General features: G+C 64.0%; 12 protein-coding genes. 1 reads left to right on the forward strand and 11 read right to left on the reverse strand.

The features are described 5' to 3' along the window. Positions 1-85: 85 nt before the first annotated feature. The 6 genes from ACWPMZ_RS10755 to ACWPMZ_RS10780 all read right to left on the reverse strand — a co-directional run bounded on the left by ACWPMZ_RS10755 (position 86) and on the right by ACWPMZ_RS10780 (position 5,047). The gene (locus ACWPMZ_RS10755) at positions 86-886 is read right to left on the reverse strand and encodes a hypothetical protein (protein WP_455704002.1); all 801 of its coding nucleotides are present in this window, start codon (positions 884-886) and stop codon (positions 86-88) included. Positions 887-922: 36 nt separating this feature from the next. After that, positions 923-1,294: a DUF6152 family protein gene (locus tag ACWPMZ_RS10760; RefSeq protein ID WP_455704003.1), complete on the reverse strand. Its 372-nt coding sequence runs from the start codon at positions 1,292-1,294 to the stop codon at positions 923-925. Positions 1,295-1,324: 30 nt separating this feature from the next. Then, positions 1,325-1,732, reverse strand: coding sequence for a DUF6152 family protein (locus ACWPMZ_RS10765; RefSeq protein ID WP_455704004.1), 408 nt, complete (start codon positions 1,730-1,732; stop codon positions 1,325-1,327). 26 nt (positions 1,733-1,758) lie between these two features. Beyond that, positions 1,759-2,661, reverse strand: coding sequence for a hypothetical protein (locus ACWPMZ_RS10770; protein ID WP_455704005.1), 903 nt, complete (start codon positions 2,659-2,661; stop codon positions 1,759-1,761). Between the two features lie 88 nt (positions 2,662-2,749). Beyond that, on the reverse strand, positions 2,750-3,388 hold the full coding sequence (locus ACWPMZ_RS10775) for an NAD(P)-dependent oxidoreductase (protein ID WP_455704006.1): 639 nt from the start codon (positions 3,386-3,388) through the stop codon (positions 2,750-2,752). Positions 3,389-3,439: 51 nt separating this feature from the next. After that, the gene (locus ACWPMZ_RS10780; RefSeq protein WP_455704007.1) at positions 3,440-5,047 is read right to left on the reverse strand and encodes a GMC family oxidoreductase; all 1,608 of its coding nucleotides are present in this window, start codon (positions 5,045-5,047) and stop codon (positions 3,440-3,442) included. Between the two features lie 200 nt (positions 5,048-5,247). Between ACWPMZ_RS10780 and ACWPMZ_RS10785 the strand changes: the two genes are divergently transcribed. After that, positions 5,248-6,450 carry an MFS transporter gene (locus ACWPMZ_RS10785; protein WP_455704008.1) on the forward strand — a complete coding sequence of 401 codons (1,203 nt, stop codon included), beginning with the start codon at positions 5,248-5,250 and terminating at the stop codon, positions 6,448-6,450. A gap of 18 nt (positions 6,451-6,468) precedes the next feature. On the opposite strand, the gene ACWPMZ_RS10790 is transcribed toward ACWPMZ_RS10785, so the two are convergent. The 5 genes from ACWPMZ_RS10790 to ACWPMZ_RS10810 form a co-directional block, all read right to left on the reverse strand. Further along, the gene (locus ACWPMZ_RS10790) at positions 6,469-7,470 is read right to left on the reverse strand and encodes a hypothetical protein (RefSeq protein ID WP_455704009.1); all 1,002 of its coding nucleotides are present in this window, start codon (positions 7,468-7,470) and stop codon (positions 6,469-6,471) included. Positions 7,471-7,473: 3 nt separating this feature from the next. After that, a complete protein-coding gene (locus ACWPMZ_RS10795) occupies positions 7,474-8,370 on the reverse strand; it encodes an SDR family NAD(P)-dependent oxidoreductase (RefSeq protein WP_455704010.1) in 897 nt (298 codons plus the stop codon). A gap of 127 nt (positions 8,371-8,497) precedes the next feature. Further along, positions 8,498-9,979, reverse strand: coding sequence for a carotenoid oxygenase family protein (locus ACWPMZ_RS10800; protein WP_455704011.1), 1,482 nt, complete (start codon positions 9,977-9,979; stop codon positions 8,498-8,500). A 450-nt stretch (positions 9,980-10,429) separates the two neighbouring features. After that, positions 10,430-11,356, reverse strand: a complete 927-nt coding sequence (locus ACWPMZ_RS10805) for an NAD(P)H-binding protein (RefSeq protein WP_455704012.1) — start codon at positions 11,354-11,356, stop codon at positions 10,430-10,432. Between the two features lie 201 nt (positions 11,357-11,557). Next, on the reverse strand, positions 11,558-12,607 hold the full coding sequence (locus ACWPMZ_RS10810) for a Rieske 2Fe-2S domain-containing protein (RefSeq protein WP_455704013.1): 1,050 nt from the start codon (positions 12,605-12,607) through the stop codon (positions 11,558-11,560). Positions 12,608-12,622 lie beyond the last annotated feature (15 nt).

Genomic DNA, 12,622 nt, shown 5'->3' on the forward strand with positions numbered 1-12,622 from the left:
CCCGCAAAGTACGCACCATGCAAAAATGGGGCGGGCGCCGGATTGCCGACGCCCGCCCCACAGGTGTTCACGTGCGCGCTAGTACCTAATGGAACTCGGTCCGGCCCTCGGCATCGACCGGGTTGCGGTCGTTCTCCGCGCATTGAAACTCGAGCAACGCACCGTTCCGGTCGCGCTTGTAGGAAACCGTGAAGTTGTAGGGCTCCTCGAGCGCGAGGGGATCGGTCAGCGTGATCGTGTTGACCAGTTTGTCCGGATCGGTGCCGTCCAGCCGGATGCGCTCGCGCACGCTTAGCTGGGCTGAATGAAACATGCCCATGCCAAGCTCGATGTCTTCGTTAAGTCCGATCGTATCGACGACCAGCGTGCCGCCTTCCCACTTGCCGATCGAGTGGCCATTGAAGGCCGGGCTCGGATCTTCGGGGAGCTGCCGGCCATCGGTCCAGATCGTGCGGCTCTGCATCCACGCTTCCTGGTTAATCGTCACCCGACCGGGCGTGAACAGATACTCGAAGGGGTATTGCGGTATCTGCATCAGGATCGGCATGCCGGGCGGGCTGCAGTTCGAGCGGTTGCGCGGCGCATCGCCGTTGTTGGCGATCACGGCCTGTCGCCAGGCTTCGTACCGTTCGAGGTATTCGCCCTTGAGCTTCGGCTGGCTTTGCACCGCGCCGGGCGCCGGCATCTCGAAATTGAGGAACCAGATCCCACCCCAGTCGGGCAGGGCATCGAGCTCGTCGTAGCGGCCGGCGGGATAGCCTGCGCTCTGCCCTTCCTGCAGGCCGGCAGGCGGCGGTGAGGGTGCTGCGGGACCGAACTGGGCGGACGCCGAGGTTGCAACGAGTGCGCCAGCGCTCGTCAGCAGCGCGAGGACGAAGTGTTTCATATGTATCGCCAATCCCGGACTAGAGGTTGCCTGTGGCTAGTCGACCTGGCCAAGGGTAGATCCGTTGGCCAGCCGAACGCCGCGGAAGCTTCCGCCCTTGGCGCCGTTGCGCAGCGGATAGACATACAGGGTGACCCTGTCCGCCAGCTTGACGCTGGTGCGCGTCCAGCCTTCCTGGGCCAGGTTGTTGGGGCTGGTCAGCTCGATCGCCCAGCGCTCCGATGCCCCGCCGACCGTGGCGGCATCGACCTCAAGCCAAGCGTGGGGATTCTGCCATTTGAACTTCACGACCGTGGCATTGAGCCTGACTGTCCTTTGCATGTCGAACATCGCAAAGGAGTGGTGCGCAAGCACCGGGATAGGAACGGCGAGCGCTACAGCCAGTGCGAGTTTCAGGGTTGTTCTCATCGGGTAAAATCTCACTCTTGTGTAGGTCGTTCAGACGCGCGGCACATTCACCGGGGTGCCGTTCTTGGGCAGGCCGGAATCGAGCACCCTGCCGCTCGGCAGGCGAACGTCGAGAAACAGCCCACCCGGCGAACCGTTGCGCAACGGCGCAACTCTGACCGTGACCTTGTCGCCTGCCCTGAGGGCTTTGCGAGTCCATCCCTGGCGTGTCAGGTTGTTGGGACTGTTGAGCTCGATGCTCCAGCGAACCGCCCGGCCGCCGCTGGGGACGTCGAGTTCGATGAACGCGTGCGGATTGGTCCACTGGAACTCGTGCACGGTCCCCTCGAGGCTCATGACCTTCGTCTGGTCGAACATGGCGAAGCTGTGGTGCGCGACGGCGGGCACCGACGCCACGCCCATCAGGAGCGCAAGCGATGCGACGATCGAATTTCTCATGGATAATCCTTGACTTGGAACTGCATTCATTCGCCGGTGTTCGACTTGCCCCGCTCCTCGGCGGTTGCGCGACCCAGGTCAGTGCCCGGCAGATGTTCGTTATACTGCAGGATGCACTGCGACTCGTTGATGTCGGTGTAGTCCTGTCGAAGGTATTTCTTGGTGTTGTGCCACTCGCCGGCCCAGTTGTTCGGGTCGACTAGGATGTACTCGACCTCCATCACCTTACCGCCGTCGATCAGGCGCACGCGCTCGGTCAGCTCGAACTGGTCGGATATCGGCAGTCCCAGGTCGATCCAGTGGTTGTCGGTCTCGAAATACTTCGTGTGGATGACGAGCACGTCGCCTTCCCAGTGCCCGACGGATTCCCCGTTGTAGCTCGGCACCACCAAGTCGGGGTCACTGAAGTCACGGCCATCGAGAAAGATCGACCGCACCGAATTGTTGAACCCGGAGATCATGTAGATGACGGTCGGCAGCTGGACGAACGCGTGCGGCCAGACGCGTGTCATAATCATCGGCATGCCCGGGGGGTAGCATTGGCCGATGCTGTCCCGGTAGTTCTCGCCGCGCGCCATGTACTTGGGCGCTTCCTCCAGCGCTTCACGGCCGCCTTCGTAGAACTCCGGATAAGGCGGACCGAACAGGAACTTCATGAAGCCCTCCCGCAGGTCGACGAACCACGTTCCGGTGAGATCGAACGGCGCAGCCGGACGCGGCTTTGCGAGGTTCTCCGGCGCCAGCGCCCCCATGTATCCTGGATGCTTGGGGATCATCAGGTCGAATTGCGCGTCGGGGATCGGGCCGGTCGGAATGCCAGGCTGCGCGGCGTCCGCGGCGTCGGGGCTGGCTTCCTGCGCATGGGACAGGCTCGGCAGGCAAACAAGCGCGCAGCCCGCGATCAACGCGGCCCTCACCAGATATTTCACGAGTCTCTCTCCCTCGGGCCGCAGCCAGCGGCATTGCGAGGGTCATACTGAATCTAAGTTGATTATGTCAACCTAAGTCGTCAGCCCGTCAGTACCCGACCGTGAAGCGCTGACGGATATGGGCGCCCGCCTCGAGCTCATCGACGAGCGCGACGGCATAGTCCTCGTATGAAATCTCGCTCTCGCCACTTTCACCGACGAGCAGCTCATCCTTACCGAGGCGGAATGTGCCCGTCCGATAGCCGGGCTTGGTGCCGAACTGCTCGTCGTTGGCGAACATCATCGGCGGCGAGAGAAAGGTCCAGTCAAGGTCTTCGACTTGCTTGAGGACATCGAGGAACCGGGCCCCTGCCGTGGGTTCGGGCAAGTATTGTTCGGGAATCGCGCCTGCATCGAGCAGCTTGGTCTGCGTGCCCGGGACATAGAGGCTGGCGGCGCCGCCCACGCAGATGTAGCGCTTGACCCCAGAGGCCCGGATCGTGCCGATCAGGCCTTGGGGAGAGGTTTTGAGGAAGCGCACCGAGCTGATCACCGCCTCGTGCCCGGCCAGCGCGACGGAAAGGCCCGCCTCATCAGCCACGTCCCCGGGCACGGGATGGACATTCGGTGCCACCGGAACGTTCTCGACGTTGCGCACGATCGCCGTCACCTCATGGCCGCGCTCAACGAGCTCGGCGAGGATGCGTCTGCCAACCGGTCCGGTTGCCCCAATCAATGCGACTTTCATCGGCTCTCTCCTTGTTGGGCGGTCCAGCACCAGCGTCCCGTTGACCCGACCCTAGCCCAGGCCGGACAGGGTTTTCATAATATGGTCGGCCGCCTTGTCGCCGATCATGATGGCCGCGGCATTGGTGTTGCCCGAGATGAGCTCGGGCGCGATCGAGCAGTCGGCGACCCACAGCCCGCCTACCCCGTGCACCGCCAGGTCCGGGTCGACTACTGCGTTCTCGTCTGTGCCCATCCGAGCCGTCCCCACCGGATGGAACAGCGAGATCGCATTAGCGCGGATCCACGCCTCGAGCTCGGCTCCGACGATCGACTGCGAGGGTTTGGTTTCATCGAGCACGTTGTCGGCGATCGGTCTTGCCGCCATGATCGCGCGCGATAGCGCAATGCCTTGCACCAGCAAGTCGAGATCGCGCGGATCGGCCAGGAGTTCATGCTCGATGAGGGGCGGAGCGTCGGGATCGAGCGCCCGCAGGCGGATCGAACCGCGCGCGCCGGGGTGCAGCACCCCGACCAGATTCGAGATCATCGATTGCTTGGGCATGACCCGCTGCCCGTCCGGCATGATGTCGAACGAAAACGGACTGAAGGCCAGCTGCACGCTCGGCGCCGGCCGATCGGCGTCGAGCCGCACAAGCGCATGCGCGTTCGAGATCGCCGCGCTAAGCATGCCTTTGCGCTGCAGCAGGTATCGCAGCAGGGCCTTGGCTGGCCCCAGCCCGCGCATCTGGCTATTGATACTGGCGCCGTGCACGCTCCATGCGAGGTTCACGCCCACATGGTCCTGAAGGTTGTGCCCGACGCCCGGCAGGTCGCGGACCACCTCGCCGCCGAGGCGCGCGAGCTCTGCTGCGGGTCCAATGCCCGACAGCATCAGCAACTTGGGCGTCGCTATCGTGCCCGCCGAAATGACGACGCCGGCGCGCGCACGCAAGGTGAGCCGGCTGCCGTCGGCGCGGCGCGCGATGACGCCTTTCGCACGGCCCTCGCCGAGCACGATCCGCTCGACGCGGACGCCGTCGAGGATCTCGAGTTTGGGCGGGCGGCGATTACCCCTGAGATAGGCGTCAGCGGAACTCCACCTGCGCCCGTGCCATTGCGAGGCTTGCACGCGATCGACGCCGACCGCCTCGCGCCCGTTGCCATTGAGGTCCTCGGCACGGGCGATGCCGGCAGCCTCTGCGCTAGCCATCCACTGCTCGGTCAAAGGATAGGACAGGCCGCTTTCCGAGACCCGCACCGGCCCGCTCGATCCGTGAAATACACCACCCCGGGGATTGGCTTCCATGCGCCTGAAGTAGGGCAGACAATCGTCATAGGCCCACCCGCGCGCGCCGAGCTCCGCCCACCGATCGTAGTCCGCGGCATGGCCGCGCACAAACATCATGCCGTTGATCGCGCTGCCGCCGCCAAGAACCTTGCCCGCCGGCCAGAAGCTCGGCTGTCCCGCAAGCGAGGCATCGGGCTCGACCGGATACATCCAGTCGTAGGCGGGGTTCATCACGACTTGCGCCACCATCGCGGGAACTGTGGTCTTGAGGTCCAACGCCGCCTTGCCCGCCTCCAGCAGGAGCACCCGCAAGTTGCCCGTTTCGGCCAGACGGGCGGCGACCGCGCAGCCCGCCGATCCGCCCCCCACGACGATCACGTCCGCTTCCACTGGGACTCCTTTCCCGAAAGCCCAGCGTCCGAATGGTTCGCCCCTGGGTTGCACATATTGCAGCGATTGACGCTGACCGCACGACGAATTAGTACGGTCGTATCAATTGGTCAACGGGCCCGGGGTCGCACCGCGGTACAGTAGCTCCCCGCGACTTGCTTGATGACGGCAATGAACCGCGGGAAGGACGACGCACAATCATGAAACAGGGCAGTTGGCCGTCGATCTTCGGGATCTACCTTTTCGGCATTTGCGGCGCGTCGACGGTCAGCAAGATCATCCCGCTCAATGCCGATTTCGGATCCCATTTCGGACTGGCCGCGGCCAATTTCGGCTGGCTTGTCTCGCTGATCGCGGTGCCCGCCGCGCTTTTCGCGATTCCGAGCGGCCTCGTCGTCGACCGACTGGGGCCCAAGCGTGTGCTGCTGCTGGCATCGCTCGGCGGGATCCTCGCCAACGCGCTGTACTTTTTGGCACCGAGCCTGATGTTCGTCCAGGTCGCGCGGCTGCTCGAAGGCTTCGCGATCGTGCACCTGTACACGGCCGGACCGGCGATGCTGATGTCGACCACCGAAGGCAACAAGCGCACCCGGGCGATGACGCTTTGGTCGACTTACGCGCCGGTCGGCACCGCGCTCGGCCTCGCGCTGGGCGGCATGTCCGCCGAAACGGACGGGTGGCGGAACGCCTTCCTCCTGCATGGCTCGCTGTTTGCGCTCGCGGGATTGCTGTGCCTGCTGCAGCCGGCGATGCAGCCCAAGCGCGCCGATCAAAGCCAGACGCTCGCAGGCAGGGTGCGCGATCTCGGGTCCGCGTTCGTCAGCCCGAAACTCGCGTTTCTCGCCCTCGCGTTCTTCCTGCTGATCAGCATGGGCCTGGGCGCGAACGTCACCTTCCCGGCCTACCTTGCCAAGGTTCATGCGATCCCGATCCAGGTTTCGTCGAACATGGTGGCGAGCACGACCGTAGCGATGGTCATCGGATCGCTAGGCGTGGGCCTGCTGCTGCCGCTCGGTGTCCGTCCTCCGGTGCTGCTTTCGGTCCTGGCGCTGGTGGCCTTCGTGTGCGGCGTGCTGAGCTTCTACCCCGAGGTGACCCTCAGCGGACGCTATGGCGTGCTTGCCGCCTGGTTCGTCGTGACCGGGGCGTGCATGGCAACAATGCTGGCCATGCTGCCGACCGTTGCCGAGGCCGGCCGGCAGGGCTCCGCGGCTGCGCTGATCAACTTTGTCGGCGCACTTGCAACGTTCCTCAACCCGCCGCTGTGGCTGGCGATTTCGGACAGTGGCCAATGGACGGGCTTTGCCATCCTCATGGCGATAGGCTGGTCACTGATAACTGTCCTGGTCTGGGCAATCGCGATCGCCGTGAGGCGCACGGCCGGGGTTGCGCCCGCTAGCTGACCCTGGCTTGGCAGTGGTTTACCAGCCGCTGCCGGTCGCCAGCGGGAGCTGGATGCCAATCGCCTCGACGTGGTCAATGCGGCGCTCGTCGTCGAGCGCAAACAGCTCGAAAATCGAGGTGTCGAACGGCTGCCGGAGCTGGCGCGGAAACACGATCCGGCGTCCGTCCCGTTCGATCTCGGCGATCGTCCCGGTGTGCTCAAACACGACGCCCGCGACCGCAACGCCGGCGAGCTCGTCGACCACCAACAGCCGCCTGTCGGTCGCGGCCGTGATGTGCGCGTTGGCACCGCTGTCGATGCTGGCCCGGCAGCCCTCGGCCAGGACCGCGCGCCAGCTTGGCGAGTCCAGTTCGAGAAACGGCCCCCGTGCGAGATCCGCCACGCCGGTTGTCTGCTGCCCGTTCTCGATGCGCAGGCAATCGTCGGCAAACGACACGCCGCGCGCGCTTACGGCTTCGATCGCATCGAAGTAGGCGTCGGGCGCCGCAGCCAGGGCAGCCTGGTCGACCGGTGGCTGGCCGCTCGCAGCGCGCCCGCTGAACCTCGAGCTTGGCCGAGGCGCGCCAAACCGCCTGGCGGCAGCCTCGTTGCGCACCACCAGGTGCTCGGCTTCGGCCAGCGCGCCGTCGACCACGCGCAGGCGAATGCCGACGATGGCTTCGTTGCCGTTCTCGCTGATCGTCCCGATGAAAACCATGCTCTGGCGCAGTGGGTCGAAGAAGGCATAGTGAAAGGCCCCGACGTCCCCGGCGGTCGCCCAGAGCCCCTGACCCGGGCGCAAGGTCACAGAGTTCTCGGTAAACCGGGCACCGGCGGCCCAGGTGAGCTGCCCGGGCGCGCGTTGGGCGAGCGCGGCGAGATAGGCCTCGAGCTGTCCGGCGAGGCACGCGCGGTTACACGTGGCCGCTGTGGGCGGAGTTTCGACGCCGGACGCGAGCGTGGGAGCGCTCGTCGCCAGCATCAGCGATGCGAGCGACAGGCCGGCTGCACGGCGAAAGACCCTGACCGCTTCGCGCATCGTTCACTCCTCGATGATGCTGCCACCCGATGCCGCGGCCTCACGCCGCCGGTTCTCGATGGCCATACGCGCGGCGGGGATCGGCTCGTCTGGAAAGGCGGCCACGAGCAGGTCGCTCAATTCCTGGAATTCATCACGGAACTCGGGGTGGCTGAAGATCACCGGCGCGTTGGCCCGGATCCCGGCGACGGTCTTGCGGCCGACCTCGTCGGGATCCATCCCTGCGCTCATCATCTCGCCGAACGCGCGGACGAATGCCGGATCCGGCGCAAAGCTGGTGTCCGAGAATTCGGGTGGCCGCTTGCCGGCAGCCTCGTGGATGTTGCTCTGGGTCAGGCCGGGTGCGAGCTCGGAGACCCCGATGTTGTCGGCGGCGAGCGCGGGCCGAAGGCTGGCGGTCAAGCCCCGCACGGCAAACTTCGACGTCGAATAGGGTCCGACCTCGGAGGCCGGCAAGTAGGCCGCCATTGATGAGACGTTGACGATATGACCGCCTTCGCCATGACTGCGGATGCGGGGAATGCAGGCGTTCAGCCCGTAAACCACGCCGTAGAAGTTCACCTGCATGATCCAGTGCCAGTCATCCAGGGTCGCCTTGTCGATGGTTCCGGCGAAGGTGGTGCCGGCGTTGTTGACGAGGATGTGGATCTTGCCGAAAGCGCCTTCGATACATTCGACGGCCTCGGCCCAGTCCTGCTGACTGGCGACGTCCAGCCGCACAGGGAGGACATCGCCCAGACCTGCGCCGGAAAGCTGCTCGAGAGCAATCTCCAGCTGGTCCGGTCGACGGTAGCCGAGGGCGACCCTTACGCCCTCGCGCGCCAGTGACTTCGCGATTCCCAGGCCGATGCCACTAACCGCGCCGGTGACGAGGGCGACCTTGCCCGCTAGCTCTTGCATTTCAGCGTCCTTCCCGCATGTTTCGAAGCGCAGGCCGGCGGTCGCCGCGTGCCGTCCCGGCAGATGCTAGCGACGCCAAGTCAGCCTGCCCACCGGATAACATCGAAGAGCCGCCGAACGCAGTCCGCTACCGGTGAACTGCCATCTCAAGCTCGCGCATCGGCACCCAGGTCCCGTGAATCTGCGGACGCAGCCGGCGGCCCAGTCGAATCTTCGCGACCGGACCCTTCGGCAAGGCGGCAGCTTCCAGAATCCAAAGCTCGGACTGCATGGTGGAATCGGTGTCGACGACCGCGGCCAACCAGCCCTCGTGGCCTTCGTCGTCCGAGGCAATGTGAACGGGTTCGTTGATCGATCTGTCAGGTCCGATGAACAGCGGCGTCAGCTCGCCGGTCTGCACATTGATTCGGATGAGCGTGTTGAACCCCGCGCCAACCAGCCCGTGCATGATGGGCGGGCCGTACTGGGGATCGAAGCAGGCGTAATAGCCGATCTCGTACTTGCGGGCCTGATCCCTGCTTGCGGTCCGCGACATGTCGCCGGGAGGACCAAGCGGACGCTCGACGCACCCGCTGTCCAAGTCCTTGAGATCGAGCGTCCAGCGCACCAGCGAGGCGCGAATATCGGCCGGACTCGCATCGATCCCCGAGGCTTCCCGGATGAACGGGAAGATATTGGTTTCCATGACATTGAGGTCGATGTGAAGCAAGGTGGTGCCATCGACCTCCTCCTCGTACCCGTTCATCATGTGAAAACCCGACAGCCCCGGCGGCCCCTTGATCCAGCGGATCTCGTCGCCCTTGCCGTAGCGCGGGAGCAGACCGAGATAGCTCGGGACGTCGTGGTGGTGGACCCAGGCAGGACCACCGGCCTTCATGCGATCGAGGTCGGCGATGGTCGGGAAGAGCGGAAAGACCGCCCAGTTCTTCGTCAGGACGAAGTCGTGCAGCATACCGCAGTAAGGAGCTTCGAACCAGGTTTCGGAAACAAGTTCGCCGTCCTTGCCGACCACGCAGAAGGCCACGTCGCGCGAGGTCGGGCCCGACGCCTCGTAGCCGTGGATGAACATCTCCCCGGTGACCGGATCGAACCGCGGATGCGCCGACGTCGTCAGGGTTTTCAGCTGACCACCGTAAGTCCATGGGCCGAGGGTCTCGAGCGTATGTGGATTGACCTCGTAGCTGTGCGCATCCTCCTTGCTGAGAAACAGCCTGCCGGCATGCCAGATCGGCGTCGTGTTGGCGGTCGTTCGGTCGATATCGCGAACGCTCGCATGATCGGTGAAGGGATTGTGGTACGCGCCAAACAGCGCCCGGCCGGCCTTCAGCTCGGCCGTGTGTCGGGGGGTGGCCACGTAGCGCAGGTCAAAACGAACCTTGCCGTCCCTGATGAGGAAGCGGCTGACCTGGCCGTCACCGGACAGGAAGGTGTCCCTCTCAACGATCGGCCGGTAATACGGGTCTGCGCCCGCCCGGAAGAAGGCTCCCTGAATGCCGGGCGGGATCGTCCCCTCGACCTCGAGGTCGTCCTGCGACCATTCCTCGCCGATGGGCGCATTGAAGCCCTGGAAATCGAAAGAGGCCGGCCACGTCCTGCGGCGGCTAGTCATTGCATCGTCTAGAGCCAAGGTCATTTATTCCCAAGTTAACTTAATCAACTCATTCTTGTCTTGCGTTCCCGAAGGGCTTGAGACGCTCTTAAAGATTTTCCCCAATCTCTCACCGAGAGCGACGCCTTCACGTGTTGATAATTACACCTATCGCCGACAGTCAAGCGCGGGACCGCAGGGGTCCTGACCGTATCCCGCAAAGCTGAATGGGGACCGCCCCTTGGAGAGGATAACCGGCAGCCCCCACCCAGCCGCGCGCCGACTGCGGGCGCCCGACCGGAACCGGCCATGGCCGCGCTGGCGAACCACACGCAACGTCTGACCACTTCAGTTTTGTTCTGCGCTGCTCAAACGCTGGATTGAGCACGCTGAGGGTAAAGTTATCACTGATAAATAAATCCAGCAAGCAGATAGCGCGTCGCGCGTCTCATCCGCCTGCCGGTCTCTTGCTCAGCAGTTATTGTAATCCTTGCCTCGGCAGAACTCATAGACCTCTCGCAGGGGAATCGGCTTCTTACCGGTGATCATCTCAACATGGTCGGTGAGGATCGCATAGAAATTGCCAGCGAAGCCGACGTCCTGACCGACCATCTCCTCGCTGCACCAGCGTTGCGCAAACTCGTGGGTCGGCATGTCGTCGGAAAACTTGCGGGGCACGCGCATCTCGTCAAGTTGTCGGAAGCGCTCCAGGACGGAGACCGGCTCGTACTGGATATCCACGCCGAACGCCTCACCGCTGATTTGAGCGATTTCGCGATAGCCGAGCAGTTGTGGACCGGTAATTTCGTAGACCGCGCCATCATGCCACGCGGGATCCAGCAGGCAGGCCACCGCGCAGGCCGTGATGTCGCGCTTGGATACAGGCGCAAAGCGACCTTCCCCAGCGGCCTGGTGCCAAACGCCGAGCGGAATCACTGCGGGCGCAGCAAGCGTGGGGAAGACTTCGGCGTAAGTCTGGTTGCGAAGTATCGTATGGCCAAGACCGCTCGTCTGCAGGTCCCGCTCGGTGACGATATGATCCGATACCGAGGGAACCGGATTGCGCGGATGGATGCCGCCGCAAGAGGTGTAGACGATGTGCCTGACGCCGGCTGCCTTGGCCGCCGCGATCGCATTGCGATGCTCGGGAACGCGATGCGTGACGTCCAGACTGCTGATCAGCATCAGCACGTCGCCGCCCTGGTAGGCGTTCTCGAGCGCCTTCCTGTCGCGATAGTCGGCCTGAAAGATCGCCACATCGTCCGGTACGCTGTCCCTGACCTTTTCGGGCGTCCTGGTGGTCAGAGTGAGATGGGATGCAGGTATCCGCGCGAGTAGCGCCCGGGTGATGCGCTTGCCCATATCTCCGGAAGCACCGCTTACTACGACCTTGGTCATTCTCTCGCTCCAGTGGAAGATTACCTGCGGCGGCTTATCTGGCGAACGCGCAATCCTCGTGCGAGCTGGTGAGCCACGCGCCTATCCCAATGTCTACGCGCATAATCTATCACCGATAAATTATTCTTGCAACGACCCGATCAGGCGCTGCGTGGCGAACATTCCCGACAACGGCAGCGCCGTGCCTGATCGATACCGCGGTCAGGCTTGCGCCAGAGCCTTTTCGCGGTCCATCATCGCCTGGAGCGCGCGTCGACCGAGGACCGCGGTCGTATCGCTCTTGAGCATCAGCTCGCGCGGCAGTTCATCGACGGTCTGTATGATCTTCTCGATCTCGCGCGTGGCAAAGGCATCCTCCTCGACCACAGAACGCAGGTACTCCTTGGCGAAGGCCAGGTCGTCCCCTTGCGGCGCGGACATCGCGAAGAAGTAGTTCGTGGAATGCTTTTTGGCAGGTGTCACCCCGTGCCAGACTCGGCTCGCCTGGATCAACTCGCCGCCGCGGAGTGGATGGCTTGCAGGGATGCGGAATTCGCCAATGCCGGCGTGGAATCCGGGCAGGTGGAAGTCCATGCCCGACAGCCGATCGACGTTGCCGTCAAAATTCTGCTTCTCGACGAGGAACGGCGGCTGTGGCGTATCGAGCATGAAGCGCCGGCTGCCGACCTTTCGATCCGTAACCTCCCGCTGCTCGGGCGTGGCCGCATCGTCATCGGTCCCGATGCTGCTGCGGTGCAGGTAGCCGAGGTGTGTCAAGTCGAGCAGGTTGTCGTTGAGAAGCTGGTAGCGTCCGTCAACGTAGAGCGAGTAGCACGGCTCGGCGACGTAGCCCTCTAGATCAAAACCGATCTCGGTCAGGTCGGGGATAAGGCGAACATCGGCCAACGACGGATCGCCTGGCCAAATCCACGCCCACAGGCCGCGCTCGACGAGCGGATAGGCTTTGATCGTGTAGATGCCGGGGATCTTCTCCTGACTCGGCACGAACGTGCATTTGCCAGCGTGGTCGAACGTGATCCCGTGGTATCCGCACTGAATGGCGTCGCCGACGCGCTTGCTCTCGCCAAGCGGATAATGGCGATGCGGACAGCGGCCCTGAACCGCGACAGCCGCTCCGTCGGCCTTGCGATAGAGCACCACGGGCTCGTTCAGGATCCAGCGACTGAGAAGTTCGTCACCGATCTCGTTGCAGAAGGCCGCCACGTACCAGCCGTTCCTGGGCGCAAAGCTGCCGTCGGTGAACGGATACATTTCTCTCGCTCCATT

It is taken from the genome of Tsuneonella sp. HG222 (assembly GCF_053819185.1).

What these genes read in the sequence shown, in the direction of transcription:
- ACWPMZ_RS10755 (WP_455704002.1), bottom strand. Translation starts at nt 886, where the DNA reads ATGAAACACTTCGTCCTCGCGCTGCTGACGAGCGCTGGCGCACTCGTT.
- ACWPMZ_RS10760 (WP_455704003.1), bottom strand. Translation starts at nt 1,294, where the DNA reads ATGAGAACAACCCTGAAACTCGCACTGGCTGTAGCGCTCGCCGTTCCT.
- ACWPMZ_RS10765 (WP_455704004.1), bottom strand. Translation starts at nt 1,732, where the DNA reads ATGAGAAATTCGATCGTCGCATCGCTTGCGCTCCTGATGGGCGTGGCG.
- ACWPMZ_RS10775 (WP_455704006.1), bottom strand. Translation starts at nt 3,388, where the DNA reads ATGAAAGTCGCATTGATTGGGGCAACCGGACCGGTTGGCAGACGCATC.
- ACWPMZ_RS10785 (WP_455704008.1), top strand. Translation starts at nt 5,248, where the DNA reads ATGAAACAGGGCAGTTGGCCGTCGATCTTCGGGATCTACCTTTTCGGC.
- ACWPMZ_RS10790 (WP_455704009.1), bottom strand. Translation starts at nt 7,470, where the DNA reads ATGCGCGAAGCGGTCAGGGTCTTTCGCCGTGCAGCCGGCCTGTCGCTC.
- ACWPMZ_RS10795 (WP_455704010.1), bottom strand. Translation starts at nt 8,370, where the DNA reads ATGCAAGAGCTAGCGGGCAAGGTCGCCCTCGTCACCGGCGCGGTTAGT.
- ACWPMZ_RS10800 (WP_455704011.1), bottom strand. Translation starts at nt 9,979, where the DNA reads ATGACTAGCCGCCGCAGGACGTGGCCGGCCTCTTTCGATTTCCAGGGC.
- ACWPMZ_RS10805 (WP_455704012.1), bottom strand. Translation starts at nt 11,356, where the DNA reads ATGACCAAGGTCGTAGTAAGCGGTGCTTCCGGAGATATGGGCAAGCGC.
- ACWPMZ_RS10810 (WP_455704013.1), bottom strand. Translation starts at nt 12,607, where the DNA reads ATGTATCCGTTCACCGACGGCAGCTTTGCGCCCAGGAACGGCTGGTAC.